The 26113-nt window shown below is 72.4% G+C and carries 22 protein-coding genes; 3 read left to right on the top strand and 19 right to left on the bottom strand.

Features of this window, described 5'->3' with window-relative positions; genetic code table 11:
• Positions 1-30 precede the first annotated feature (30 nt).
• Complete coding sequence (locus tag ACZ3I4_RS14040) at positions 31-759, top strand: Clp protease N-terminal domain-containing protein (RefSeq protein ID WP_465382283.1); 729 nt, start codon at positions 31-33, stop codon at positions 757-759.
• Here the strand turns inward: ACZ3I4_RS14040 and ACZ3I4_RS14035 are convergent.
• From ACZ3I4_RS14035 to aspS, 14 genes are all read right to left on the bottom strand, one after another.
• Positions 756-1259: a shikimate kinase gene (locus tag ACZ3I4_RS14035; RefSeq protein ID WP_465382282.1), complete on the bottom strand. Its 504-nt coding sequence runs from the start codon at positions 1257-1259 to the stop codon at positions 756-758. The genes ACZ3I4_RS14040 and ACZ3I4_RS14035 overlap by 4 nt on opposite strands.
• Entirely contained in the window at positions 1259-2437 is a 1179-nt protein-coding gene (gene aroC, locus ACZ3I4_RS14030; RefSeq protein ID WP_465382281.1) for a chorismate synthase, read from the bottom strand. Before aroC ends, ACZ3I4_RS14035 begins: the two co-directional genes overlap by 1 nt.
• A 35-nt stretch (positions 2438-2472) precedes the next feature.
• Positions 2473-3309 carry a shikimate dehydrogenase gene (locus ACZ3I4_RS14025; protein ID WP_465382280.1) on the bottom strand — a complete coding sequence of 279 codons (837 nt, stop codon included), beginning with the start codon at positions 3307-3309 and terminating at the stop codon, positions 2473-2475.
• Between the two features lie 10 nt (positions 3310-3319).
• A complete protein-coding gene (gene mltG, locus ACZ3I4_RS14020; RefSeq protein WP_465382279.1) occupies positions 3320-4522 on the bottom strand; it encodes an endolytic transglycosylase MltG in 1203 nt (400 codons plus the stop codon).
• Entirely contained in the window at positions 4519-4977 is a 459-nt protein-coding gene (gene ruvX / locus ACZ3I4_RS14015) for a Holliday junction resolvase RuvX (RefSeq protein ID WP_465382278.1), read from the bottom strand. Before ruvX ends, mltG begins: the two co-directional genes overlap by 4 nt.
• Positions 4978-5046: 69 nt before the next feature.
• The gene (gene alaS, locus ACZ3I4_RS14010) at positions 5047-7731 is read right to left on the bottom strand and encodes an alanine--tRNA ligase (RefSeq protein ID WP_465382277.1); all 2685 of its coding nucleotides are present in this window, start codon (positions 7729-7731) and stop codon (positions 5047-5049) included.
• Positions 7728-8003 (bottom strand): hypothetical protein, encoded by a 276-nt coding sequence (locus ACZ3I4_RS14005; RefSeq protein WP_465382276.1) that lies wholly within the window; start codon positions 8001-8003, stop codon positions 7728-7730. The genes alaS and ACZ3I4_RS14005 overlap by 4 nt, the downstream gene beginning before the upstream one ends.
• A 25-nt stretch (positions 8004-8028) precedes the next feature.
• Complete coding sequence (locus ACZ3I4_RS14000) at positions 8029-8481, bottom strand: DUF948 domain-containing protein (protein ID WP_465382275.1); 453 nt, start codon at positions 8479-8481, stop codon at positions 8029-8031.
• A 75-nt stretch (positions 8482-8556) separates the two neighbouring features.
• Positions 8557-10353: a hypothetical protein gene (locus ACZ3I4_RS13995; RefSeq protein WP_465382274.1), complete on the bottom strand. Its 1797-nt coding sequence runs from the start codon at positions 10351-10353 to the stop codon at positions 8557-8559.
• Positions 10354-13115: 2762 nt separating this feature from the next.
• A complete protein-coding gene (locus tag ACZ3I4_RS13990) occupies positions 13116-14771 on the bottom strand; it encodes a replication-associated recombination protein A (RefSeq protein ID WP_465382273.1) in 1656 nt (551 codons plus the stop codon).
• A gap of 212 nt (positions 14772-14983) precedes the next feature.
• Entirely contained in the window at positions 14984-15208 is a 225-nt protein-coding gene (locus ACZ3I4_RS13985; protein ID WP_465382272.1) for a hypothetical protein, read from the bottom strand.
• Between the two features lie 83 nt (positions 15209-15291).
• The gene (locus ACZ3I4_RS13980; protein WP_465382271.1) at positions 15292-15780 is read right to left on the bottom strand and encodes a GyrI-like domain-containing protein; all 489 of its coding nucleotides are present in this window, start codon (positions 15778-15780) and stop codon (positions 15292-15294) included.
• 34 nt (positions 15781-15814) lie between these two features.
• A complete protein-coding gene (locus tag ACZ3I4_RS13975) occupies positions 15815-16612 on the bottom strand; it encodes an SDR family oxidoreductase (protein WP_465382270.1) in 798 nt (265 codons plus the stop codon).
• Between the two features lie 12 nt (positions 16613-16624).
• Positions 16625-18427, bottom strand: a complete 1803-nt coding sequence (gene aspS, locus ACZ3I4_RS13970) for an aspartate--tRNA ligase (protein ID WP_465382269.1) — start codon at positions 18425-18427, stop codon at positions 16625-16627.
• 140 nt (positions 18428-18567) lie between these two features.
• Between aspS and ACZ3I4_RS13965 the strand changes: the two genes are divergently transcribed.
• Entirely contained in the window at positions 18568-19554 is a 987-nt protein-coding gene (locus tag ACZ3I4_RS13965) for an Lrp/AsnC family transcriptional regulator (protein ID WP_465382268.1), read from the top strand.
• On the opposite strand, the gene pdxR is transcribed toward ACZ3I4_RS13965, so the two are convergent.
• The gene (gene pdxR / locus ACZ3I4_RS13960; protein ID WP_465382267.1) at positions 19502-20881 is read right to left on the bottom strand and encodes a MocR-like pyridoxine biosynthesis transcription factor PdxR; all 1380 of its coding nucleotides are present in this window, start codon (positions 20879-20881) and stop codon (positions 19502-19504) included. The two genes, ACZ3I4_RS13965 and pdxR, sit on opposite strands and share 53 nt — an antisense overlap.
• A 47-nt stretch (positions 20882-20928) precedes the next feature.
• Between pdxR and ACZ3I4_RS13955 the strand changes: the two genes are divergently transcribed.
• Complete coding sequence (locus tag ACZ3I4_RS13955) at positions 20929-21939, top strand: aldo/keto reductase (protein ID WP_465382266.1); 1011 nt, start codon at positions 20929-20931, stop codon at positions 21937-21939.
• 150 nt (positions 21940-22089) lie between these two features.
• Here the strand turns inward: ACZ3I4_RS13955 and ACZ3I4_RS13950 are convergent, their stop codons facing one another.
• The 4 genes from ACZ3I4_RS13950 to ACZ3I4_RS13935 form a co-directional block, all read right to left on the bottom strand.
• The gene (locus ACZ3I4_RS13950) at positions 22090-23538 is read right to left on the bottom strand and encodes an MFS transporter (protein WP_465382265.1); all 1449 of its coding nucleotides are present in this window, start codon (positions 23536-23538) and stop codon (positions 22090-22092) included.
• A gap of 136 nt (positions 23539-23674) precedes the next feature.
• Complete coding sequence (locus tag ACZ3I4_RS13945) at positions 23675-24439, bottom strand: 2-phosphosulfolactate phosphatase (RefSeq protein ID WP_465382264.1); 765 nt, start codon at positions 24437-24439, stop codon at positions 23675-23677.
• A 27-nt stretch (positions 24440-24466) separates the two neighbouring features.
• Positions 24467-25678, bottom strand: coding sequence for an alanine racemase (locus ACZ3I4_RS13940; RefSeq protein WP_465382263.1), 1212 nt, complete (start codon positions 25676-25678; stop codon positions 24467-24469).
• Positions 25665-26102 (bottom strand): hemerythrin domain-containing protein, encoded by a 438-nt coding sequence (locus ACZ3I4_RS13935; RefSeq protein ID WP_465382262.1) that lies wholly within the window; start codon positions 26100-26102, stop codon positions 25665-25667. The genes ACZ3I4_RS13940 and ACZ3I4_RS13935 overlap by 14 nt, the downstream gene beginning before the upstream one ends.
• Between the last annotated feature and the right edge of the window lie 11 nt (positions 26103-26113).

The raw sequence follows: 26113 nt of genomic DNA, 5'->3' as shown, positions 1-26113 counted from the left end.
TTCTACCCCCACACGGGTTACAAAGACGTCATGCCGAAAATCAACGTGTACCTCCCCGACGATCTGGCCGAGTCCGTCCGCGAGAGCGGCATCCCGGTGTCGGCGATCTGCCAGCGCGCTCTGGAACAGGCGGTCCAGCGGGTGACCACGATCCGGGCGGCCATCCTCGACGACCTCTCGGAGGGTGATCTGTCCGATCGGCTCTCTACCTTCACGGCCCGGCTCGTCACCGTGCTCAAGCTGGCCACCGACCGGGCGCGCGAGTCCGGCGCCCCGAGCGTGTCGACCGGCGACCTGCTGCACGGCGTGCTGGCCGAGGGCAACAACCTGGCGTTGCAGATCCTGACCGCCATGGACATCGCGCCGACGTCGCTGACCGCGCCCGCCGCCCGCGAGCCCGGCGGCGCGGCCGACGGGTTGCGGTTCAGCCGGCACGCCGCGATCGCCCTCGAACAGGCGGTCGGCGAGGCAATCGGTTTCGGACACAACTACGTGGGCTGCGAGCACTTGCTGATCGCCTTGGCCGCCGAACCGGACGGCGCCGCGGGCAAGCTGCTGCGCGACCGGGGCGCCGACGCCAAGTCCACCCGCCGGGCGGTCGGCGTGGCCCTGGCCGGCTACGCCCACCTGCGCACCAACCTGAGCCGCCAGGTCAATCACCCCGGCACCCCGGCCCTGGCCGGCATCCTCACCGCCGTACGGGCCGAGATCGCCCCACTGATCACCCGGATCGAACGCCTGGAGGCGAACGCGGGCTAGCCCTGCAGGAGGGCGACGGCCTCGGCGGCGATCTCGGCCGGGTCGCGGCCGTCGGTCTTGATGATGTGGGTGGCCACCTCGGAGTAGAGCGGGCGGCGCTGGTCGAGCAGGTATTTGAGGGTCGCGCGGGGGTTGATGGCCAGCAGCGGGCGGCCCGCGCCCAGGCCCACGCGCTTGACCGCGTCGCTCAGGTCGACCGACAGGTAGACCACCGTGTGCTTGTGCAGCAGTTCGCGGGTGCCGGCGTCGAGGATGGCGCCGCCGCCCAGCGCCAGCACGCCGTCGTACGCCTCCAGCGCCGAAGCAATGACGGACCGTTCGAGGGCGCGGAACGTCTCTTCGCCGTCGTCGATGAAGATCTCGGGGATGGGCTTGCCCGCCTCGACCTCGATGATCGCGTCGGCGTCGGCGAACGGGACGCCCAGCAGCTGGGCGACCGCCGCGCCGATGGTCGACTTGCCGGCGCCGGGGGCGCCCACGAAGACGGCCCGCGGCGCCATCAGCGGATGACCAGGTTGTCGAGGTAGCCCTGCAGGTTGCGGCGGATCTCGCCGACCGAGTCGCCGCCGAACTTCTCGACCGCGGCCTCGGCCAGCACCAGCGCGACCATGGCCTCGGCGACGATCGCGCCGGCCGGCACGGCTACCACGTCGGAGCGCTGGTTGATCGCCGTGGCCGGCTCGCCGGTGGTGACGTCGATCGTCTGCAGCGCGCGGTTGAGCGACGAGATCGGCTTGAGCGCGGCCCGCACCCGCAGCGGCTCGCCGTTGGTGATGCCGCCCTCGAGCCCGCCGGCCCGGTCGGTGACCCGCTTGACGCCGTCGGGGGTCGGGATGATCTCGTCGTGGGCGACCGACCCGCGCGAGCGGGCCTGGGTGAAGCCGTCGCCGATCTCGACGCCCTTGACCGACTGGATCGACATGAGGGCCGCGGCCAGACGTGAGTCGAGCTTGCGGTCCCACTGCACGTGCGAGCCCAGACCCGGCGGCACCCCGTAGGCCAGCACCTCGACGATGCCGCCCAGGGTGTCGGCGTCGCTCTTGGCCGCGTCGACCTCGGCCACCATGCGCGCGCTGGCCTCGGGGTCGAGACAGCGCAGCGGGTCGGCGTCGATGCGGTCGAAATCGGACGGGGTGGGGATCAGTCCGCTCTTGGCGGCGACCGAGCCGAGCTCGATGACGTGCGAAACGATCTCGATGCCGAGCGCCTGCTTGATCATGGCTTTGGCCACCACGCCGACGGCGACGCGGGCGGCCGTCTCGCGGGCGCTGGCCCGTTCGAGGATCGGGCGGGCGTCGGTGTGCGCGTATTTCTGCATGCCGGCCAGGTCGGCGTGGCCGGGGCGCGGCCGGGTCAGCGGCGCGTTGCGGGCCTGCGCGGCCAGCTCTTCCGGGGCGACCGGGTCGGCCGCCATCACGGTCTCCCACTTGGGCCACTCGGAGTTGGCCACCCGGATCGCGACGGGGCTGCCCAGCGTGAGCCCGTGCCGGATGCCGCCGACGATCTCGACGACGTCCTGTTCGAACTTCATCCGGGCGCCGCGGCCGTAACCCAGCCGGCGGCGCGCGAGATCGCGCCCGATATCCGTGCTCGTCACCTCGACCCCGGAGGGCACTCCCTCGAGGAGCGCGACGAGCGCCGGTCCGTGCGATTCACCTGCGGTTAGCCAGCGCAACACGGGTGACAGTCTGGCATGTCGCGCGTGACCGGCCGCTAACGGGCTGCCGCCGCGGCGAACAGAGCCACCCGCATCGCCTCTTCCGGAGCCGGGGTGACCCCGGTGAACTGCTCGAACTGACTCAGCGCCTGAGCCAGCAAAAGATCAAGACCGGACAGCACCGGTACGCCGTGTGCCCGCGCGTCGGCGGCGAGGGGTGTCGGCCAGGGGTCGTAGATCGCGTCGAAGAGCACCGTCCCCGCACGCCAGGGCACATCGCCGGCCAGGTGGTCGGCGGCGCCCTTGGGCACTGTCGAGATCACGGCATCGGCCTCGAAGGCGGTGCTCGCCAGATCCCACGTGGTGCCCAGGATGGCCAGGCCGAGCGCCTGGGCCGCGGGCATCAGTTCCTCGCGGGCCGACGGGCGGCGGGTCACCACCGTGACGGCCGACGCGCCCAGCTGAGCGGCCGCGGCCAGGGCAGCGCGAGCCGTGCCCCCACCGCCAAGCACGGTCACCGTGGGGGCGGGCTTGAGCCCGGCGTCGCCGAGCACGCGCACCATGCCGGCCACGTCGGTGTTGTCGGCCTGCCAGGTGCCGTCCTCCCGGCGTACGAGAGTGTTGGCCGCACCCGTCGCCACCGCGACCGGAGTGGCCACCGCGGCCAGGCGCAGAGCCTCTTCCTTGAGCGGCATGGTCAGCGACAACCCGGCCCACTCGGGGCCGAGACCGCCGACCAGCGCGGCCAGGTCGGACTCGGCGCACTCGAAGGACGAATAGGCCCAGCCGGAGAGGCCCGCCGCGGCGAAGCCGGCATTGTGGATCACCGGCGACAGCGAGTGGGCGATCGGCCGGCCGCACACGGCGGCGCGGCGGGTCAGGGTCGCGGTCACGCCGAACAGGCTACTTCCTGTTCGCGCAGTTCAGGTTGATGCCGTTCGCGCACGCCTTGTCGATGTTGTTCTCGTGTTCGGCGTCGGTGACGGCGAACGCCGAGTTGCCCGCCTTGTCGACGGCCACGAAGAACAGCCACGGACCGGAGGCCGGCTTCATCGCGCCCTCGAGCGCGGCCTTGCCCGGGTTGTCGATCGGGCCGGGTGTCAGACCCGACTGGCTCACCGAGTTGTACGGGTTCTTCGGGTCGTTCAGCTCCTGCGGCGTGAGCTGGCCGGAGTGCTTGGCCGCGCTGCCCTTGAGCTGGAGCCAGTAGTTCGCGGTCACGTCGAACTGCAGCGGCATGGCCGGTTTCTGCTTGTACGTACGGTTGTAGGCGACTCGGGCGATCTTGGACAGATCCTTGGGCACGCCGGACTCGGCCTCGGCCAGCGACGCGACGATCAGCGCCTCGAACGGCGAGACCGAGAGGTTCTTCTGCACGTTGTCGACGAAGCCGATTTCCTGGGCCGTGTCGAGGAACCGCTGGATCATGACCTTGAGGATCGCCTCGGCGTCCATCTTGGGGTCGAACTCGTACGTGTCCGGGAAGAGGAAGCCCTCGACCGTCTTCTTGGCCTGCTTGCCGTCGCGCCGGTTGAACCAGAAGTCGGGCACGCCCAGCCCCACGGGGTCCTTGGACGCCTTGACGAAGTCGTCTTCCGGGATCTTCGTGGCCTTCGAGAGCAGAGCGAACGTCTGCATCATCGTCAGGCCCTCACGGAAGGTGATGCCCTTGGTGACCCGCGCCTTGGGGTCGAGAAGCAGGGTCACGGCGCTTTCGGCCGACATCTGCTTCTTCAGGTTGTACGTGCCGGACTGGATGTTCTTGCCCTTGGGATTCGCATCCGCCGCGTTCACGAAGGCCTTGGTGCTCTTGACCACGTCCACGTCGACGAGCGTGTTGCCGATCGCGGTGAGCGTCGCGTTCTTCTCGATCGTCACCTGGATGGCCTCGCCACCGGTGCCGTCGTAGTCGGCGGCCGTGAAGAAGCCCTTGACCTTGTTGTAGCCGAAGTAGACACCACCACCGAGCGCGGCAAGCAGGACAAATGCCATGACGAAGGCGATGCCGGACTTGCCGGTGCTCTTCTTGCCGCCGCGACCCCGCCGATGCCGGGGTTTCGTCTTGTCGGCGTGCTCGTCGAACGCCAGATCAAGCTCGTCGATCATCTCTGCCTCCGCTGCGCGTCCAGCCAGCTCTGCAGGATCTCCACCGCGGCCGCCTGGTCGACGACCGCCCGCTGGCGCTTCCCTCGGACGCCACGCTCGGCAAGCCTACGGGTTGCGACCACCGTCGACATCCTCTCGTCCGTAAGAACGACCGGAACCTCGCCGGCCGAAGCCGCCAGTCGGTCCACGTACGCACGAATGTCGATGGCGGCAGGTCCCTCGGCGCCGTTCAACCGCACCGGGAGCCCCACCACGATCTGCACCACCTCGTGTTCCCCCACGAGGCGGACGAGCTCAGCTATGTCGCCAGGCACGGCATCGGCTGCCGCACCCATGTCACGGGAGACCGTGACCAGGGGGGTGGCCAGGATCCCGTCAGGGTCACTGATCGCAACCCCGACGCGCACCTTACCGACATCGACGCCCAGTCGCCTACCCCGCGAAAGTGCGCTCATCCGGCCACCCTCCCCCGTCCAACCGCCCTGACCACCGCCCCTAAAGCGGACTTAAGGCGGCCATATTCGTCAGCCCGCGGTGTCGCCCACCGCCTTCTCCACCGCGGCCAGAAGCGACGGCACCTGGTCGGCCGGAACCCCGCCGCCCTGCGCCAGGTCGGCGTTGCCGCCACCCCGGCCGGACAGCGCGCCCTTGACCAGATCGGCCGCGGAGAGCCCGCGCGCCTTCGCCGCTCCGTTGAGAGCAACGATCAGCGACGCCTTTCCGTTCGCCCGGGCCGCCACCGCGACGACCGCGGGACGAGCAGCGTCGATCTTGCCGCGGATTTCCTGCGCCAGCGTACGCACGTCGTTGCCGGCCGCGCCCTCGGGAGCCTCGGTGCCGACGAAGGCCACCCCGCGCACGTCCCGGGCCTGGGCCGCGAGCGTGCCCGCGCCGCCCAGCACCATCTGGGCGCGCATCTTCTCGAGCTCCTTCTCGGCGTCGCGCAGCGCGGTCACCGTCTGCTCGACCCGGTCGGCGACCTGGTCGCCCGGCACCCGGAACAGCTCGGCCAGGCGGGACACCAGCAGGTGCTCCTTGGCCAGGAAGCCGAACGCGTCGATGCCGACCAGCGCCTCCACACGGCGTACGCCGGAACCGATCGACTGCTCGTTGAGGATCTTCACCAGGCCCAGCTGACCCGAGCGGGCCACGTGCGTGCCGCCACAAAGCTCACGCGCGTAGTCGCCGACTTCAACCACACGGACCTCATCGCCGTACTTCTCACCGAACAGCGCCATCGCACCCAGCCGGCGCGCTTCCTCCTGCGAGGTGATGAACGCGTGGACTTCCAGGTCTCGCAGCAGCACCTCGTTGACCTGCTGTTCGACATCGTTGAGCACCGCGGGCGAGACGGCCCCCGGCGTGTTGAAGTCGAACCGCAGCCGGCCCGGCGCGTTGAGCGAGCCCGCCTGGGTCGCCGACTCGCCCAGGAACGCGCGCATCGTCTGGTGGATCAGGTGGGTCGCCGTGTGCGAGCGCGAGATCGCCTTGCGCCGGGTCACGTCGATCTCGGCCTCGGCCGATTCGCCCGTACGCACCTCGCCGCGGATCACCCGCGCCTTGTGCACGATCAGGCCCGGCAGCGGCTGCTGCACGTCAACGACCTCGAGCTGACCGCCGCCGACCTTGATCAGACCGGTGTCGGCCTGCTGGCCGCCGCCCTCGGCATAGAACGGGGTCGTGTCGAGCACCAGCTCGACGAAGTCACCCTCGCCCGCGACCTCGAGCGGGCCGCCGTTGCCGATCAGCGAGCGGACCCGCGACTCGCGCGTGACCTCCTGATAACCGGTGAACTCGACGGGGCCACCCAGATCGAGAGCGTTCCGGTACGCCGACAGGTCGGCATGGCCCGTCTTGCGCGCGGCCGCGTCCGCCTTCGCGCGGGCCCGCTGATCGGCCATCAGACGGCGGAAACCGTCCTGGTCGACCTCGAGGCCCTGCTCCTGCGCGATCTCCAGGGTCAGGTCGATCGGGAAGCCGTACGTGTCGTGCAGCTGGAACGCCTGGTCGCCGCTGAGCGCCTTGCCGCCCTTGGCCCGCGTGTCGCTGAGCGCGGTGTCGAGGATCGTCGTGCCCGCCCGCAGCGTGGAGAGGAACGCGTCCTCCTCGGCGTACGCGTACGTGGAGATCCGGCCGAACTCCTCGGCCAGCTCGGGATACGACGGCGACATGCAGTCGCGCGCCACCGGCAGCAGCTCGGGCAGAGCCGGCGCCTGCCAGCCGAGCAGGCGGATCGCCCGGATCGCGCGCCGCATGATCCGGCGCAGCACGTAGCCGCGGCCCTCGTTGCTGGGCGTGACACCGTCGCCGATCAGCATCAGCGCGGTGCGCACGTGGTCGGCGATGACCCGCAGCCGGACGTCGTCGGGGTGCGACTCGCCCGCGACGTGCCCCGACTTCGAGCCGTACTTCTTGCCGGTCATCTCGGCCGCGCGGGCCAGGATCGGCCGCACCTCGTCGATCTCGTAGAGGTTGTCGACGCCCTGCAGGATCGACGCGACGCGCTCCAGGCCCATGCCGGTGTCGATGTTCTGCTTGGGCAGGTCACCGACGACCCGGAACTCCGACTTCGACTTCACATCGGCGATCTCGTACTGCATGAAGACCAGGTTCCAGAACTCCATGAACCGGTCCTCGTCGACCTCGGGGCCGCCGTCCTTGCCGTACTCGGGGCCGCGGTCGTAGAACAGCTCGGAGCACGGACCGGCCGGGCCCGGGATGCCCATCGACCAGTAGTTGTCCTTCTTGCCGCGGCGCACGATCCGCGACTCGGGGACCCCGATCGCCTTCCAATACCCGTACGCCTCGTCGTCGTCGAGATAGACGGTCGGCCAGATGCGCTCCGGGTCGAGCCCGAAACCGCCCTGCTCGACGGGGTTGGTCGACAGCTCCCAGGCGAGCTTGATCGCGCCCTCTTTGAAGTAGTCGCCGAACGAGAAGTTGCCGTTCATCTGGAAGAACGTGCCGTGCCGCGAGGTCTTGCCGACCTCGTCGATGTCGGGCGTGCGGATGCACTTCTGCACGCTCACCGCGCGCTTGAACGCCGGGGTGCGCTGACCCAGGAAGTACGGCACGAACTGCACCATGCCGGCGTTGATGAACAGCAGGTTGGGGTCGTCGATAGCGGGCAGCGGGGCACTCGGCACGACCGTGTGCCCGTTGGCCTCGAAATGCGCCAGATAGCGCCGCTTGATCTCCGCCGTCTTCATCGGTTCCCCTCCTGGCCGTCCTGGCCGTCCTCGTCCTCGTAGACGTACAGCTCACCCTCGGCGAACGCCTTGTTGATCTGTTGCTCGCGTTCGGCCGCGTTGATGCGCACGTCATCCACGAAGCTACGCATCGACTCGACCAGGCCGCCAGCGGATTGCGACAGCGAGGTGGCGATGCCGGTAGGGGTGAACTCGTTCGCCTTCTGGGTGAGCTTGCGAACGACGATGGCGCCGACGGCGAGGCCGACGCCCAGCCAGAGCAGCCGCTTCATGGCGGGTGGTTCCCTTCTACAACGATTAGCGGCGGGCAGCCTTGCGGCGCTGCTTCATGGTCTCGCGCACCTCGCGAGCCTCATCGGCGTTGCGACGGGCCTGGACGGTCTTGCGCAGGCCGTACCCGAAAGAGGCCACCTTGACCAGCGGGTTGGCCGCGGCGGCGGCGACGACGGTGGACAGGTTGGCCACGTTGGCGGTCACGTGCGCGGCGTGCTCGGTGATCGTGTCGACCTTGCCGAGCTGGACGTTCACACCGTCCAAAGAGACCTGCACCTGGCCGAGCGTGGTGTTGACGCCGCGGACGGTCTCGTTGACATCCGTCAGCAGCGGGCCGGTGCGATCGGTCACGTCATTGATCGCTCGCGTCGCGGCGTCGACCGTGCGGCCCAATTTGAGGATCGGCACGGCGAGCACGATGACGAGCATCAGAAAGGCGCCCGCCGCGATCAGGCCTGCGATTTCTCCGGCGTCCATCAGGCGCGTCTCCCTTACAAGGTCACGGGTGGGCGGTCAACGTGCAGACCCTACCGTCCGTGACCACAGCCCGCGTCACGACGCCGTGGGTGTCGGCTCCAAGAGCGGATCATCGGTGATCACCGGGTCCGGGGTCTCCCCCGTGAACGGGCTCTTCTCGGTGTCCGGCTTGCCGCGGGTGTCGACGATCGCGTTCTGCACCTTGATGCTGACGGCCGAGCCGGTGCACGTGCCCTGAGCCGGCGCGGTCGGAGCCGCCGAGCCCGCGAGAGCCGGGTCGTTGGCCGTCACCTGGTCGATCTTGCAGTCCGGCGGGCTCACCCGCAGGTCCAGTGTGAACTCGTCCCGCTTCCAGCAGCTGTAGGTGCTCTCGGCCGGGTTGACCGGCTGCTCCGGGCAGTCGACGACCTTCCACGGCTGCCACCCGGCGGCGGTCAGGGCCGAGGTGTAGGCCGCGGTCGTCTCCTTGAAAGACTTCTCGGACTCGGCGGTGCGCTCCCGGAACGTGCACTCCTCGAAGCACCAATGGCTGCCGCTGCTCTGGTCGTCGACCTTCTGCTCGGCCCACGAGGGCACGTTCAGCGAGTCGAGCGAGCCGAACACGGGGTCGCTGGAGGCGTTCCGCAGCCCGAAGAAAGCCGGCAGCACCACTAGCACCACGACGGCCAGCGAGACCAGCGTGACGACCCGCAGCCTGCGCTGGGTCCGCAGCTGCTCCCGGAGGCCGTTGAGGCCACCGGAGCTCGCGCGCTCGTCACCGCCGTCCTGAGCCGCCACGGCCCTCGCCGCGGCCGCCTTGGCCCCGATCACCGGCGAGCCGCCCCCACTCGGCAGCGGCCCACCCCCGGTCTCGACCACGACCCGCCCCGGCGCGGAGGCTCGCGCCTTGGCCGCCCCCACCTTCGCGGCCCCCGCGGCGCCCCGAACCGGCGCGGCGGCCGCGGCACGCACGCTGTCTTCCGGCGCCGCCGGCCCACGACCGCCCGCTCCGCCGTCCGCGTCGGCGAGGCTCGCGGCCCCACGGGCAGCCCGCACGGACGCCGCACCACGCGGGCCGTCCACGTCGGCCAGGCTCGCGGCCCCACGAACCGGCGCGCCACCGTCCGGACCACTATGGGACGCGCCGCCGTCCGGACCACCGCGCAGGGACGCGGCACTGTGCGCGCCGCTGTCCGCGTCATCCAGGCTCGTAGACCGGCGACCGCCCCGAACCGGGGCAGCACCGCCCTGGTCGTCCGGGCCGGCCGGTCCGCGCCCACCACGTACGGGCGCGGCATTGTCCGCGTCGTCCAGGCTCGTAGACCTGTGGCCACCGCGCACCGGCGCGCTGTTGTTCACATCGTCGAGCGGAACGGGCCCGCGAGCGCCGCGCACCGGGGCCGCGCCAACCGAAGCCGAGCCGCTGACCTGGGCTGCTCCGCTGGCTGCGGCGGCTCCACCGGCTGCTGCCGCTCCGGCGATGCCGCCGACCACCGCGGCGCCGGCGGCTCCCCGGGCCGGGCCGTCGCTGGTCTGTCCGGGACCGGCGCCCGGACCGCGGCCGCCGGCCGGGTTCGGGTTCCGCCCGTGTTCGCCCCGGCCACGTTCGCCCCGGCCGCCTACGGCACCGGTCGAGTGGCCCGGTTCGAGCTGCGGCTGCCCCGGGACGGCCTGGGCCCGCGAAAGCTGCCCGTACTCCCCCGGCACCTGATCGGCATCGACCTGCGCCGGCCGCGGCACGCTGTGGGCGCGGGAAAGCTGGCCGTACTCGCCCGGGGTCTGGCCCTGGGCCGGCTGGCCCTGCGGCGGCTGGCCGTAGACGTTCGGCCCCGGCGAGACCGGCCCGGCCGGCGGACGGCCGTAGACGGTCTGCGGCGGCTGTCCCGGCCGCAATGCCTGTGGGGACTGTCCCGCCTGTGGGACCTGCCCCGGCTGCCCGTACTGTCCCGGCTGTCCGTGCTGACCCGGCTGTGCCTGCTGACCCGGCTGTCCGTGCTGTCCTGGAAGTGTGGGTTGTCCTGGGAGTGCGGGTTGCCCTGGAAGTGCGGGTTGTCCCGGCGACACCGGCCCGGTCGGCGGCGAGACCTGCCCGGCCGGAACGGCACCCATCCCGGCGCGTCCCCGCCCTTGCGGCTGGTTCGGCCCTGGCTGACCCGGCTGTCCTCCGCGCGGCATGACCCGCCCGGAGCCGTCACCGGGCCGCGGAATCACTCCAGAGGTCTGCCCGGCCATGGCTCCGGCCCGCCCCGGAACGGCCGGGGTCCGCACACCCTCACGCCCCGGCACCACCGGGGGCACAACGGCCGCGGCCCGCACCGGCCCGGCGCCCGACGGAGTGGCCGCCGGGAAACTACCGGTATGTCCGGACATGCCGGCCCCGCGACCGCCCTGCGGACCCTGCTGATGTCCTTGAGGCCCGCCCGCCGGCCCGCCGCGCCCGGAAACACCCGGCCCGCCACGGCCCGCAACTCCCGGGCCGCCTTGGGTACCGTCGCGCCTAGCCGCATCGGGACCACCGCGCCCGGTCACATCGGAACCACCGCGCACGCCATCGCGCCCGGCGACACCAGGGCCGTCCTGCACGCCATCGCGGCCGGCGGCTCCTCGAGCACCCTGCGGCGCGTCGCGGCCCGGAACTCCCGGGCCCGACTGCGGCGCTGCGCTCGGCGGCCCACCGCGGCCCGGTCCGGCCGGTCCGCCCTGAGGGACGCCATGACTGGGATCGCCATGTCGAGGGATGTTCTGGCTGTGGCTGCCCGGCTCGGAGTCGCCCGGCCTCGGGCCGCCCTGAGCGGGCACGTTTCCACGCCCGGGCCGGCGGCTGTGCTCTGCCGGCTCGGGACTGCCGTGCCGCCCGGTGCGCTCACCCGGCGCGTCGTCCCCGCTTCGGCCGTGCCGCCCGGTGCTCTGCCCGGGCCCGTCCGGGCCGGGATAGCCCGGTCCGCCACCAGGAAACGCCGCCCCCGGCCCGGCCTGTCCAGGCACGCCGGATACCGGCCGTCCGGCGCCGTCATACTGGCCCGGCGCCGCCCCGCGTCCACCAAAGCCCGCACCGCCTCGCCCACCGGAAACCGGACGTCCGGCACCAGGAGGACCGAAGCCGGCATCATCCGGCCCGGTCGGCGCGGGTCGCCCGGCATCGGGGCCACCGAAGCCGGCACCGCCGGAGATCGGCCGACTCGCGCCGGCACCGCGGAAGTTCGGGTCGCCGGGCCCGCCCGACACCGGCCGTCCGGCACCGGGACCGCCGAAGCCGGACCCGCCCGGCGCGGAAGGACCGTCACCGGGCTCAGCGAAGCCGGAGCTGCCCGGCGCGCCGGAGACCGGGCGGCCGGGTCCGGAGACCGGGCGGCTCGAAGGCTGGCCGTCGGAGCGGAAGCGATCACGGCCCCGGGTCGGGCCGCCAGGGGAAACCGGTCGGGACGCCGGGGACACCGGTCGAACGGAGGGCAGCTCGGGGGCATTGCCCGAGAGCGGGACAGCCGGGCCCGCGTCAGGCGTGCGGGGCTCGGCGTTGTGCCGGGCCGGTGCCGCCGCGCGCCCGGCCGGACCGCCATACGGCTGGCCGGGCTGAGCCGGGCTTCCGTAGGGCTGACCGCCCTGAGCCGGACCGCCGTACGGCTGGCCGGGCTCAACCCCACCGCCATACGGCTGACCGGGCTCAGTGGCACCGCCATACGGCTGACCGGGCTGAGTACCACCGCCGAACCGCTGGCCGGGCTGAGGACCACCGCCGTACTGCTGGCCGGGTTCAGCGCCACCGCGGTACTGCTGGCCGGGCTCAGCGCCACCGCCGTACGGCTGGCCGGGCTCAGCGCCACCGCCGTACGGCTGGCCGGGCTCAGCGCCACCGCCGTACGGCTGGCCGGGCTGAGCACCGCCCTGATCGCGGCCGCTCGGGGCGGGGGCGCCATACGGCTGGCCGCCCGGCGGAGTGAGCTCCTGAGGCGAGACGCCCTGGGGAGGGAAGCCCTGCGGTGGGACACCTGGTGCGGGGGCGCCGGCCTGTGGCGGCACGCCGGCGCGGCCCGGAGGGGCGGGGGCGGCGGCGCGGGCACCGGGGATGCGGCCCCGCGAGGAATGGCCGGGCCCCTGCGGAACAACCCCGGAGCCCTGGCCGGGATCCTGCGGCGGGAGGGCAGCCGAACGCTGACCAGGACCCTGCGGCGGAACAGCAGCCGAACGCTGACCAGGACCCTGCGGCGGAACAGCAGCCGAACGCTGACCGGGGCCCTGCGGACCAGCGGGCGGCACAGCGCCGGAACGACCCTGCGGAACCGACGGTGGCACGGCGCCCGAACGCTGACCGGGACCCGGCGGGACGGCGCCGGGGCGCTGGTCGGCCGCGGGGAATTCGCCGCTGTCGGACTGCCAGCCGGGGGTGGGCAGGTCTTCGTCGGGGGTGTCGTCGGGGCCGGGGGCGACACGGCCGGACTTGCTGTAGCGGGTCTCGCCGGCGAGGGTGCCGGGGCCGATCGCCGACCTTTGCTGCTTGGCCGAGCGGAGGTCGTCCAGCCAGCCCGTTTCCTCCTGGCCGATCGGCTCTTCCTCGATCGGCTCCGGACGGCCGCGGCCGAATCGGCGTCCCTTGCGCCCGCCGGCCTGCTCGTTGCGCAGGTCAGCGTCGTCGTCGGGCCGATCGGCACCGCGCGGGGTCACGGCTGTTCCTCTCCGGCTGCTGGGCCGCTGTCGTCTGTCGCCGTCCCGGCCTGCCCTGAGGTCTCGGTCGGACGGGCGAGACTACCAGCCCGGCCTGTGGGCACGCTCCCATCAGCGGCATCCCCGGAGTCAGCGGCGGCCGTCGATGCGGCCCCGCGCGGCTCCGGATCAGCACCGACGGGGGGATCGGTTTTTCCCGGTGTGATGTTCGCAGCAGAACGTCCCTCGTCGCCACCGGCCGGACGGCTGGCACCGGCAACCGAGGCGTCCCCCGTACGCGACGTAGCCGCGCGACCACGCACAATGCGCCGCAGCCGGGGAACCCGCTCCCCGATCGCCCGTTCGGCGCCATGGTCGGTCGGCTGGTAATACTCCGCGTCGGCCAGATCGTCGGGCAGATACTGCTGAGTTACCACCCCACGGGGGTCGTCGTGCGGATAGCGATAACCACGACCGTGCCCGAGCCCCCGCGCGCCGGGATAGTGGGCGTCCCGCAGGGCCGACGGCACCGCTCCGCCCCGGCCCGCCCGCACGTCGGCCATCGCCGCGCCGATCGCGGTGGTGGCGCTGTTGGATTTGGGGGCCGTGGCCATGTGCAGCACGGCCTGGGCCAGGTTGAGCCCGGCCTCGGGCAGCCCGATCAGCTGGACGGCCTGGGCCGCGGCCGTGGCCACCAGCAGCGCCTGCGGGTCGGCCATGCCGACGTCCTCGCTGGCGAAGATCACGATGCGCCGGGCGATGAACCGCGGGTCCTCGCCGGCGACCAGCATGCGGGCCAGCCAGTGCAGCGCCGCGTCGGGGTCGCTGCCCCGCATGCTCTTGATGAACGCGCTGGTCACGTCGTAGTGGGCGTCGCCGTCGCGGTCGTAGCGCACGGCGGCCACGTCGACCGCCTTCTCCGCGGTGGCGAGGTCGATCTCTTTGACGCCCTGGGCCACGGCCGAACCCGCCGCGGCCTCGAGGGCGGTGAGCGCCTTGCGCACGTCGCCGGACGCCAGGCGTACGAGATGCTCCTCGGCCTCGCCGGAAAGCGTGACCTGACCGCCCAGCCCGCGCTCGTCGGTGACCGCGCGGCGCAGCAGGCCGCGGACGTCGTCGTCGTCGAGCGCGCGCAGGGTGAGCAGCACGCAGCGGGACAGCAGCGGCGAGATGATCGAGAAGTACGGGTTCTCGGTGGTCGCCGCGAGCAGCGTGACCGTCCGGTCCTCGACCGCGGCCAGCAGCGAGTCCTGCTGGGTCTTGCTGAAGCGGTGGACCTCGTCGATGAACAGGACCGTGGGCGCCCCGCCGTAGCGGCGCTCGCGACGTGCCGTGTCGATCACCGCGCGCACGTCCTTGACGCCCGCCGACAGCGCCGACATGGCGACGAACTTGCGGTTGGTGGCGCCCGCGACCAGGTGGGCGATCGTGGTCTTGCCGGTGCCGGGCGGGCCCCACAGGATCACCGACATCGGGCTCGCCCCGGTGACCAGTTGACGCAGCGGCGCGCCCGGAGCGAGCAGGTGTTCCTGGCCGACCAGCTCGTCGAGCGAGACGGGCCGCATCCGGACCGGCAGCGGCGAGTCGGCCGCCGGGGCGGAGAAGCCACCGGTCGGCCCCGGGGGCGGCGTGCCACCGGGCTGCGCCACAGAGAAAAGCCCATCGTCAGACATCGGGGAAAACAGTACCGGCCCGCCGGTAGGCGCCCGCGGAAGCAGCCCGGCCCCAACCGGTCCGGCCGCCGGCAGGCGCCCGCCGAAGCAGCCTGCCGCAACGGGACCGGCCCGCCGGCACGTGCTCGGAAGCACGTTCGGCGGGCCGGGTTTCGAGCCGTGCCGTGCGGGGCCGCCGGTGGCTCGAGGGGGAAGGACTGTCGGCGACCGGGTCAGCCGCGGCCGGGGCGACGGCCGTAGAAGCGCCGGCCCGAGCTGTTGCCGGAGCCGGTGCCGCGCGGGCCGCTGCCGATGCCCGCGAGGTAGAGCGAGAGCAGCAGGAGGCCGAGCGAGGCCATGGTCGGGAAGTTGAAGAGGTCGGGGGCGCCGAGGTTGGTGTCGAGCAGGTCGAGCAGGAGCCAGATACCGAAAACGACGGCGGCGGCGATGGCAAGCATTTATGTCCTCCGGGGGTGAGAGCTCTGCCACGTCAGTTACCCAGGAGGCTGTTTCGTCCAAACTAGGCTGAGGACCGAACTAGTCAGCCGGCCAGTTTGAAGAACAGGTCGGTACGCCACTTGTGCATGTCGGGCTGCTCGGCCGGGTTGGTCATCAGGACCTCGAGGCGGCAGCCCCACACCTCGCCGGTCGGGGTGGGCTGCATGTCGAACTGCAGTCCCCGGTCGCGGGCCCAGTCGAGCAGCCGCGCGGTCACCGCCATCAGCTCGTCCGGGTGGCCGACATGGCTGACCGTGGCGTAGCGGCCCGCGGGCAGCGACTCGACGAACATCGGCGGCGCGACCTCGACCGGCCCGGTGATCGGGATGCCCGCCTCGACCACCAGGTCGGCCGACATGTCGATCACCCGATAGCGGAAGAACGGCGGGCCCGCCACGGGCACTCCGCGTTCGCCGAGCCGGGCCACCATGGACGGCAGGTGATCGGCGACCCGCGCGAACTGGGTCATCGTGATGGTCTCGCGGCGGCCCACGTACGGCCGCTCGTCCAGTTCGGTGATGGTCGGCTCCACGACGCCAGTCTCACATGTGGTGGCGGCCAGGCTTTTACACGGTTTCGGAGACGGGCCGGAGCCGGGTACGCAGGACCGAGCGGGCCAGCGACGTGTCGAGCCGGACGTCGAGTGGCCGCGGCCCGAGACCGGCCTCGCTGCTGAGCCCGGTCGGCAGCCGGGTGTCGTCGAGGCCGTGCGCGCGGGCGATCAGGCGGCCGAAGCGGGCCCGCGAGACCGCCTCGGGCCCGGCCACGTTGAGGATGCCGGAGAAGCGCGAGTCGGCCAGTTCGAGCAGGGCCGCCGCGAGGTCCTGCACGTGGACCGGGCAGCGGATCTCGTCGGTGAACAGGAAGCCCCGGCCCCGGCCGTTGAGCAGGGCGAGCACCATCGACTCGGCCTGACCGCGGTCACTGCCGTAGATCAGCGAGGTGCGCACGACCACCGCGGACGGGTCGATCGCGGTCACCGCCGTCTCGGCCGCCGCCTTGGCCGCGCCGTACAGGCTGACCGGGGTGGGGGCGTCGTCCTCGGTGTACGGGGTCGGCCGCCCGGCGTGCAGCGCGTCGGTCGAGACGTGCACCAGCCGGGCCCCCACCGCGGCGGCCTCGGCGGCCACTGTGGCCGCGCCGTCGGCCGACACCCGCCAGTCGCCGCGGGCGCTGTTGATGACGAGCTTCGGGCGTACGGCCGAGATGAGCGCACGCACCGACTTGCGATCGGTGATGTCGACCGGCACCAACCCGCCGGACGCGGTGGTGGCTGTGCCCACCACCGCGTGGTCGGTGGCCATCGCCTGACGGGTCAATTCGGAGCCTAGGAAACCGGACGCGCCGACGATGAGTGTGCTCATGGCTCGATCAGATCAGTTTGAGCGCTCCACGGGAACAGCCTGACCGTCGGTGCCCGGTGTGCCGGCCGCCGGCTTGGGCTTGGCGTCGATGCCCGCCTCGAGCCGCTGCTGCGCGGTGATCGGCGTGGGCGCCGTGGTCAGCGGGTCGAAGCCGCCCCGGGTCTTGGGGAAGGCGATGACCTCGCGGATCGAGTCGTTGCCGGAGAGCAGCATGCAGGTGCGGTCCCAGCCGAGCGCGATGCCCGCGTGCGGGGGCGGGCCGTACTTGAACGCCTCGAGCAGGAAGCCGAACTTGTCCTGGGCCTCCTCGGGCGAGATGCCCAGCAGGTCGAAGACCCGGCTCTGCACGTCGCCGCGGTGGATACGGACGCTGCCGCCGCCGATCTCGTTGCCGTTGACGACGATGTCGTACGCGTAGGCCAGCGCCTGGTCGGGCGCCTCCTCGAAGCGGTCGACCCACTCGTTGTTGGGCGAGGTGAAGGGGTGGTGGACCGCCGTCCAGCCGCCGTCGTCTGTCTTTTCGAACATGGGGGCGTCGACGACCCAGCAGAACGCCCAGGCCGACTCGTCGATCAGGCCGGCCCGCTTGGCGATCTCGATGCGGGCCGCGCCGAGCAGCTCCTGCGCCTCGCGGCGCTCGTTGGCGGCGGCGAAGAAGATCGCGTCGCCCGGCTTGGCCCCGACCTGGTCGGCCAGGCCGCCGAGGTGCTCGGCCGAGAGGTTCTTGGCGACCGGGCCGCGGGGCTCGCCGGTCTCGGCGTCGAGCACGACGTAGGCCAGGCCGCGGGCGCCGCGCGCCTTGGCCCAGTCCTGCCAGCCGTCGAGTTCCTTGCGGGTCTGCGACGCGCCGCCCGGCATGACGACCGCGCCGACGTAGCCGCCGGCCGCGATGGCCCCGGCGAACACCCGGAACTCGGTGCCGGCCAGATAGCCGGTGAGCTCGTTGAGCTCGAGGCCGTAGCGCAGGTCGGGCTTGTCGGAGCCGTAGCGGTTCATCGCGTCGGTCCAGGTGATGCGCGGGATCGGCAGCTGCACCTGGTAGTCGGCCAGCTCGCTCCACAGGCGGGAGACGATCTCCTCGCCGAGCGCGATGATGTCGTCCTGCGTGACGAACGACATCTCGATGTCGAGCTGGGTGAACTCGGGCTGCCGGTCGGCGCGGAAGTCCTCGTCGCGGTAGCAGCGGGCGATCTGGTAATACCGCTCCATGCCCGCCACCATCAGCAGCTGCTTGAACAGCTGGGGCGACTGGGGCAGGGCATACCAGGTGCCGGGCTGAAGGCGTACGGGAACCAGGAAGTCACGGGCGCCCTCGGGAGTCGACCGGGTCAGGGTCGGCGTCTCGATCTCGTTGAAGTCGCGGGCGTGCAGCACCTCGCGGGCGATCTGGTTGGCCCGGCTGCGCAGCCGCAGCGCCTTGGCCGGGCCGGAGCGCCGCAGGTCGAGATAGCGGTACTTCAGGCGCAGGTCGTCGGAGGCGGTGATCGCGTCGTCGACCGGCAGCGGCAGCGGGGCCGCCTCGGAGAGGACGGTGAGCTGCGACGCCACCACCTCGATCTCGCCGGTGGCCAGTTCCGGGTTGGCGTTGCCCTCGGGCCGCGCGGACACCTCGCCCACCACGAGCACGCAGAACTCGTTGCGCAGGGCGTGCGCGTCCTCCTCGCGGAAGACCACCTGGACCACGCCCGAGGCGTCACGCAGGTCGACGAAGATGACGCCGCCGTGGTCGCGCCGGCGGGCCACCCACCCGGCGAGCGTCACCGTCGTGCCGGCGTCGCTCGCGCGAAGGGTGCCGGCTTCATGGGTACGGATCACGGGGTCTCCTCACAACTGTCACAGGACGCTCCTGCATTCTGTCAGGGGCGCCGGACGAGACCGTCGCCAGGCCGCTGTTTCGGGCCGGAGACCCGGCGCGGGGGCAAGGTCATCGAATCGTCCCCCGATAGAATCCGCTGGTGGCGCCGGACCGGGTCGATCAACAGATCCTGCATGCGTTACACCTGTCCGCGCGAGCGCCGTTTGCCCGCATCGCCACGGTGATCGGCGTGTCGGAACAGACGGTCGCCCGGCGCTATCAGCGTCTGCGCTCGGCGGGCGTGGTGCGGGTGCTGGCCCGGGCCAACCCGGCCCGCCTGCCCGGCAAGTCCAACTGGACGCTGCGCATCGGCTGCCGCCCCGGCACCGCCCCGGCCCTGGCCGGGGCGCTGGCCCGGCGCGAGGACACGTCGTGGGTCGGCATCGGGGCGGGCGGCGCCGAGATCATCTGCCAGGCGCTGGTCGACGAGCGGAACTCCGGGCTGCTGGACCACCTGCCCCGGGCGTCGAACGTGCTCACCTTCACCGCGCACCAGCTGCTGCACCGCTTCGTGGGCCGGGGCGAGGCCGACTGGGTCGCGCCGGGCAACGAGCTCGACGACGCCCAGCGGGCGGCGCTGCTGGAGGGCGCCACCGTGGTCTCCGACGACCCGGGCGTACGGGTGGAGGACAGCGACGCCCCCCTGCTCGAGGCGCTCGCCCAGGACGGCCGGGCCGGCTGGGCGGCGCTGGCTTCGGCCACCGGCTGGACCCAGCGGCAGGTCGCGCAGCGGGTGGCCACGCTGACCGGGTCCGGGGCCGTCTATTTCGACCTGGACGTGGCGAGTTCGGCGGTCGGCATCCACACCGTGGCCAATCTGTGGTTCACCGTCGCGCCGGCTCACCTGGCCGAGGCCGGCGCCCGGCTGGCCGATCACACCGAGCTGGCCTACGCGGCCGCGGTCACCGGCCGGACCAACCTGATGGCGTCGGCGATGTGCCGGGACGCCGCGGCGCTCTACCACTATCTGACGACCAAGGTGGCCGACCTCCCGGGCGTGCAGTCGGTCGAGACCGTGCCGCTGCTGACCCGCGTCAAACAGGCGCACTTCCTGCTGCGGGACGGGCGGCTGCGGCCAGAGCTCTGACCGCCCGCGGAACGGCCGCGTCGGTGATGTTGCCGTAGCCCAGCACCAGGCCGGGCGGTCCAGGCGCGACCCGGTAGTCGGCCAGGGTCATCACGTCGACACCGGCCGCCCGCGCGGCCGCCGCGACCGCGGTCTGGTCGAGGCCGGGCCACGAGCAGACGACGTGCAGGCCGGCCGACACGCCCTGCGTGGAGCAGCCGGGCAGGTGCCGGGTGAGCGACGCGATCAGCAGGTCGCGGCGGGCGCGGTACCGCTGGCGGGCCCGGTGCAGGTGCCGGTCGTAGCGGCCGGCCGCCACGAACGCGGCGAACGCCGCCTGGTCGATCGCCGCCGGGGGCGCGCCCGCTTCCAGAGCCGTACGCCATCGGGGTGGCGCCACCGCCCAGCCGACGCCGATCGCCGGGGCCAGCGTCTTGTGGGCCGAGCCGACCAGCACCACGCGCGCCGGGTCGAGGCCCTGCAGGCAGCCCACCGGCTTGCGGTCGTAGCGGAACTCGCTGTCGTACTCGTCCTCGATGATCACGCCGTCGGCCGCGCGGGCCCAGTCGATCAGGGCGGCCCGGCGCGACGGCGACAGGACGGCCCCGGTCGGGAACTGGTGTGCGGGCGAGAGGAGCACCGCCCGTACGGGGGAAGGAAGCTCGGCCACCCTCAGCCCGTCACCGTCGACCGGAACCGGCCAGGGCCGCAGGCCCGAGGCCCGGGCCACCTCACGCAGGGCGCCCCAGCCGGGGTCCTCCACGGCGATGTGCCGGTGACCGGCGGCGGCCAGGCCCCGGCAGAGACGGCCCACCGCGTCGCGGATGCCGCCGCAGACGACCACCGACGACGGGCCGGCCGCTGCTCCACGCGAACGGGTGAGGTATTCGGCGAGCACGATCCGCAGATCGTCGAGGCCGCCCGGCAGCGGATAACCGAGCTCAGCGGTGGCGGCGGCTTCGGAGAGCGCGCCGGCCCATTGCCGCCGCGGGAAGAAGCGCAGGTCGGGAAGGCCGGGCGCCAGATCCAGGGGCGATCGGCCGGCCCTGTCGGCGGCGGCCGGTGGCCCGAGTTCCCCACCGGCCGACCAGAGCACCCGGGTGGCCGAACCGGCCCGGCCGGCCACGTAGCCCTCGGTCGTGAGCTGCGCATAGGCCTGCGTCACGACCCACCGCGAGAGGCCGAGCACCGGCGCCAGCACCCGGCTCGGCGGCAGCGCGGCCCCGGTCGGCACCCGCCCCGACCGGATCGCCGAACGCAGCGCCGCGGCCAGGGCGACGTGGCGGGGACCCTGGGCGGGCAGTTCGAGAAGCGTCTCCCAGGCCAGATTGGTATGGGAAACCGGCATGGAAATGGATCGTAGGCGCGGACCGATCCGGCCATAGGGTCGGACCCATGCGTTATCGATTTCTGGGCCGCACGTCGATGGCCGTCAGCGAGCTCTGCCTCGGGGCGATGACCTTCGGGCGGGAGGCCGACGAACAGACCAGCGTCCGCCTGATGGACCGGTTCGCCGAGGCCGGGGGCACGTTCCTCGACACCGCCGACGCCTACGGGGCGGGCCGCAGCGAGGAGATCGTGGGCCGCTGGCTCAAGGGCCAGGACCGCGCCGACTGGGTGATCTCGACCAAGGTGCGCTGGGGTCCCGGCGGCAACCGCGAGGGGCTCGGCCGCAAACACGTGATGGCCGCCGCCGAGGGCAGCCTGCGCCGGCTGGGCACCGACCACATCGACCTCTACCACGTGCACGGCTGGGATCCGGCGGCCGCTGTCGAGGACGTCGTACGCACGCTCGACCTGCTGGTGACCAGCGGCAAGGTGCGCTATCTGGCGGTGAGCAACTGGGCCGCCTGGCAGATCCAGAAGGCGCTCGGCGTCGCCGACAAGCGCGGGTGGGAGCCGTTCGCGGCGATCCAGCCCAGGTACAACCTGCTCGACCGCGAATTCGAGTGGGAGCAGGGCCCGCTGGCCGCCGACGCCGGGCTGGGCGTGCTGCCGTGGAGCCCGCTGCGCGGCGGATGGCTGACCGGGCGTTACACGCGGGGCGGGTCGGCCCCGGCGGACAGCCGGATCGGGATGGCCGAGACCGAGAACTGGGGCGAGCGCTGGGGTGTGTACGACAACGAGCGCACGTGGCGGATTCTCGGCGAACTGACCGCGGTCGCGGCGGAGAGCGGACGGGAGCCGGCTCAGGTGGCGCTGAACTGGCTGCTCGGGCGGCCCACGGTGACGGCGCCGATCATCGGGGCGCGAAACCTGGAACAGCTGGAGTCCAACCTGGGCGCGGCGGGCTGGGACCTGGACGCGGCGCTGGCGCGGCGATTGGACGAGGTGACCACGATCGATCCGCTGCCGTTCCCGTACGACACGCTCGCGAACAGCGGCCACAGCGCGGCGCGCGAGTAGACGGGGGGGCGGAAGGGGCGGCCACGACGGCCGCCCCTTTGCCTGTGGATAACTCGAGGCTGCTCGTCCGACGGGGATTAGGGTGTGCCCACCCTCGATGGGAGGGGGTGGGGGTGGCGCAACACGTGCTCCCAATCTTGACGAACCGGACTAAACGCCAACGAGCGCGGGCTTGGGTGCGGGCCGGACCAGCAGAAAGACGGCCAGCGCCCCGAGCAGCCCGACCCCGGCGGCGACGGCGAAGCCCACATCGAGCCCGGCCGCGGCCGCGCCGCGCAGCAGCGGCTCCGGGACGAAGCCGAGCAGCTGTCCCGCCTGGCCCGAAGCCAGCCCGTGCGCCACCCCGGACGCGTCGCGGACGCCCGAGGACGCCAGGAAATCGGAAGCTCGGGACGCGAACGCCGAGCCCACCACCGCGACCCCGATCGCGAAGCCCAGTTGCCTCGCGGTGTTGAGCGTGCCGGCGGCCATTCCGCCGCGGTCCGCGGGCACGGCGGCCATCGCCGACTCGGCCAGATTGGGCATGACCAGGCCCACTCCGAGACCGATCACCGCGAACCCGGGCAGCAGCGCCGGCCAGCTCGAACCCGGTCCGACCACCAGGACTTCCAGCAGCCCGCCCGCGGCGATCAGCAGCATGCCCGCGCCGATCAGCACGCGCGGCGACCGGCCGTGCAGGCGCGCTCCGGCCACGCCCGACACGATCAAGGAGAGCACTCCCATCGGCAGCGCGGTCAGGCCGGCCTGCAACGGGGTCAGGCCGAGCAGCGACTGCAGCCAGATCGACGTGTAGGTGAGGATCGCGAAGGCGGCGAAGTTGACCAGCAGGCCGGCGATCAGCACCCCGGCGAACGTGCGGTTGCGCAGCAGCGCCAGGTCGATCATGGGGGCCGACGACCGCCGCTCGATCAGCACGAACACGGCCAGGGCGACGGCGCTCACGGCGTACAGGGAAGGCGTTGATCGGATCACGGCGAGCGTCAGGGCCGTGGCCGCGACCGTGAAGGTCAGGAAACCCGCCATGTCGAAGCGGCCCTGCCGCGAAGCCGGGCCGGGGCGCAGGACGGTCAGGCAGAGCACCAGGGCGGCCACGCTGATCGGCAGGTTGACCAGGAAGATCCAGCGCCAGCTGAACGCGTCGGTGAGCACGCCGCCGAGCACCGGGCCGATCGCCGCCGCCGCGCCCGAGACCCCACCCCAGATCCCGTACGCCACCCCGCGCTCACGCCCTTGATAGGACGAATTGAGCAGCGCGAACGTGGTCGTGAAGAGCGCGGCCCCGCCGATTCCCTGCACGACCCGGGCCGCGATCAGCAGGGCGTCGTCCCCGGCCAGACCGCAGGCCAGCGAGCTCAGCGCGAACACGACCAGCCCGGCCGCGTACAGGCGCCGGTGCCCGACGCGGTCGGCGAGCGAGCCGGCGCCGAGCATCAGCACGCCGAGCGACAGCGCGTAGCCGTCCACGACCCATTGCAGCGCGTCGAACGAGGCGTGCAGATCGCCGGCCATCCGGGGCAGCGCCACGTTCACGATGGTCACGTCGACCAGCAGCATGAAAGTGCCGAGGCAGACCGTCACAAGCGGCCACCACTTACGCATGAGTTTCCTCCGTCGAACCGTTGAGTGAACGGCTCAACGATCGGCCCCGGACCGGCGAATCCCGCAGCCAGACGCCCGGAGCACGGAGAAACCTCCAGTCCGGCTCAGCAAAAGGCGAGATCCGCCACCGCGGCGCCTAATACTCGAAGGTTCCGCCAGAGACGAACCATCCGTCCCGCAGCACCGGAACCACCGGGCCGGCCCCGACGTCGCCGGCCACCGTCACGTCACCGGCGAACCCGTTGGCCCGCAGCTCCCGCCCACTGTCCGACTCGAGCAGTTCCGCCCCGATCCGGTCGGCCACTCCCCGGTACGCGGCCAGGGCGGTCATCGCCTCCGGCGAGAACCCGCTCGTCCCGTCCAGGTCGGCCAGCCGGGCCAGGAAGGCCCCCGCGCCCCACAGGTCCTCGACGGCCGGCCGCAGCGACCCGTCGGGCCACCGCTCCCCGGCCGCGACCACGGCCACCGGCCGGTCGCCGGCCCGCTCCCACACCCAGGCCGCGGCCGCCGCGGCGTTGCGCAGGCACACCCCGACCACCGTGACGCCGGCGTCGGCCAGCCGCACCGAGATCGCCGACCCGTTGGGTGACGGCAGCACGAGCCGGTCGATCTTCGCGGCCTCCAGATCGGTGCGCAGGATGCTCTCCGGCGAGAGAGTGACCTGCCCGGGCCCGGCCTGGGAACGCAGCACCGCGAGCATCGCCCCGTGCCGCCGGGCCACCGCCACCGCCGAGTCGTCGCGCCACCGGTACGGCAGGACGCTGATGCCCTGCTCGACGGCGACGGTCAGGGTGGTGGTGAAGGAGAGCACGTCGACCACGGCCACGTAGGCGGCGCCGGGCGCGACCGCGTCCGCGCCGATCGGCCCCCAGTCGAACCGGACGCGGAAAATGTCCTGCATGGCCGCAGTCTGCCAGCGACCCGACGATCAGAAATAGGTGGCAAGCACGTCGACCACGCGCCGGTCGTCGTCAACCACCGGAATGTGCCGCCATTTGTCGAAAGCCGTGCACGGGTGCGAGATGCCGAAGCGGACGAGGTCGCCGGGGGTCAGCGTGACGTCCGCCGTGGACAGATAGGTGTGGTGGTCGTTGAGCTTGGTCACCTCGACACCGGTGGTGGCCGCGTACGTGCCGTCGGCCCGCCGGATCTCCATCGGCACCGGCAGCCCCTCGTCGAACGGCGCGTCCCGCTTGCCCATGCCGGCCAGCGCCAGCCCGGGCTCGGGCGTCGAGATCACCTGGGCCCAGATGTCGAGCGCGGCAGCCAGCGGACCCTCCCGGGGCACGCGCCGGAAAGGCGTGCGTTCGCGGTAGAACCCGTCGTCGTGGGTGACCGAGGCCCCGCTGCGCAACACCAGTGTGGCGTCCCCGGCGATCGGGGCGAACCGCTCGACGACGCGGTCGAACCACGCGCTGCCCCCGGCCGACAGGATCGGGCTCGCGGACAGCAGCCCGGCGGTCCGCAGCCGCTGGAAACCGGCCAGGACCTGGTCGAGGAAGTCGTCGACGGCGCTCTGTTCGGTGAGCTGACCCTCGTACGCGGTGAGTCCGGCCAGTTCCAGTCCGGGCGCCTCGGCGACGACCCGGGCGACCCCCTCCACACCTTCGAGCGACCGGATTCCCGTACGGCCGTGGTCGTGGCCGTATTCGACGAGAACCCGCAGCGTGCCCTCCAAGGCCGCGGCGGCAGCCACGGTTGCTCCGGCGACCGAGTCGACCTGGACGTAGACCTCCCAGCCGGCCGCGTTCTCGCGGGCCAGCCACCGCAGCGCGACCGGGTCGAGCACCTCGTTGGCGATCAGCGCGCGCGGGACGCCGAGGCGGCGCAGCACGAGCGCCTGGTTGGCCGTGGCGACGGTCATCCCCCAGGCGCCGGCGGCCAGCTGCGAGGCGAGCAGCCCGGGCGCCATGGTGGTCTTGGCGTGCGGGCTGAACTCCCAGCCGTGACGCCGGCAGTACTCGGCCATGGTCGCGATGTTGGCCTCGGCGGCGTCGCGGCGCAGCACCAGGAGCGGCCAGGTGAAGAGGCCACCGAAGAGGTCCGGTTTCCCGGCGGCGAGCTCGTCGGCGGTGAGCGTGGTGTCGGGCAGCCAGAAACCCTTGCTCCGCCAGTCGACGGTTACCTCAGGCACGTCCATCGGTCACCTCAATGCCTAGATCGCCCAGGGGTTCGAGCGCGTTGAGCACCCCCACCAGGCGCTTCTCCTCGCCGATGAAGTGCGTTTCCAGCACGGCGCTCAGGCCGTCCAGCTCCTCGTACGTGGTGGCCCGCTCGAGCCGCAGCAGCATGCCCGCGAGGATCTGGTGGTCACGCTCGAGGTCTCGCAGGAACGACTGGAGCTCGGGGTGCCGGGCGGCCAGCATCGGGAAGACGTTGGCGTCCTCGGCCGTGTGGTGTTTGGTCACCGCCCCGCACAGGGTCATGCAGTGCAAATGGACGTCGCGGCCCTCGTCCAGAGCCACGTACAGGTCCTCGACCATCTCGCGCAGGCGCAGATGCGCGCCGACGAGCTGATTCCCGTACGCCCGGAACCGGGCCCGTTCGTTGTCGTAGTCGTTCACTACCGGCAGCT

Source organism: Actinoplanes sp. NPDC021490 (genome assembly GCF_055562135.1).
The sequence above is the reverse complement of the archived record's forward strand: the minus strand, read 5'-3'. Positions and strand labels throughout refer to the sequence as shown.

Coding starts and splice junctions, on each gene's coding strand:
- ACZ3I4_RS14040 (WP_465382283.1), top strand. CDS start 31: ATGCCGAAAATCAACGTGTACCTCCCCGACGATCTGGCCGAGTCCGTC.
- ACZ3I4_RS14035 (WP_465382282.1), bottom strand. CDS start 1,259: ATGGCGCCGCGGGCCGTCTTCGTGGGCGCCCCCGGCGCCGGCAAGTCG.
- mltG (WP_465382279.1), bottom strand. CDS start 4,522: ATGATCGACGAGCTTGATCTGGCGTTCGACGAGCACGCCGACAAGACG.
- ruvX (WP_465382278.1), bottom strand. CDS start 4,977: ATGAGCGCACTTTCGCGGGGTAGGCGACTGGGCGTCGATGTCGGTAAG.
- alaS (WP_465382277.1), bottom strand. CDS start 7,731: ATGAAGACGGCGGAGATCAAGCGGCGCTATCTGGCGCATTTCGAGGCC.
- ACZ3I4_RS14005 (WP_465382276.1), bottom strand. CDS start 8,003: ATGAAGCGGCTGCTCTGGCTGGGCGTCGGCCTCGCCGTCGGCGCCATC.
- ACZ3I4_RS14000 (WP_465382275.1), bottom strand. CDS start 8,481: ATGGACGCCGGAGAAATCGCAGGCCTGATCGCGGCGGGCGCCTTTCTG.
- ACZ3I4_RS13990 (WP_465382273.1), bottom strand. CDS start 14,771: ATGTCTGACGATGGGCTTTTCTCTGTGGCGCAGCCCGGTGGCACGCCG.
- ACZ3I4_RS13985 (WP_465382272.1), bottom strand. CDS start 15,208: ATGCTTGCCATCGCCGCCGCCGTCGTTTTCGGTATCTGGCTCCTGCTC.
- ACZ3I4_RS13975 (WP_465382270.1), bottom strand. CDS start 16,612: ATGAGCACACTCATCGTCGGCGCGTCCGGTTTCCTAGGCTCCGAATTG.
- pdxR (WP_465382267.1), bottom strand. CDS start 20,881: ATGCCGGTTTCCCATACCAATCTGGCCTGGGAGACGCTTCTCGAACTG.
- ACZ3I4_RS13955 (WP_465382266.1), top strand. CDS start 20,929: ATGCGTTATCGATTTCTGGGCCGCACGTCGATGGCCGTCAGCGAGCTC.
- ACZ3I4_RS13950 (WP_465382265.1), bottom strand. CDS start 23,538: ATGCGTAAGTGGTGGCCGCTTGTGACGGTCTGCCTCGGCACTTTCATG.
- ACZ3I4_RS13945 (WP_465382264.1), bottom strand. CDS start 24,439: ATGCAGGACATTTTCCGCGTCCGGTTCGACTGGGGGCCGATCGGCGCG.
- ACZ3I4_RS13940 (WP_465382263.1), bottom strand. CDS start 25,678: ATGGACGTGCCTGAGGTAACCGTCGACTGGCGGAGCAAGGGTTTCTGG.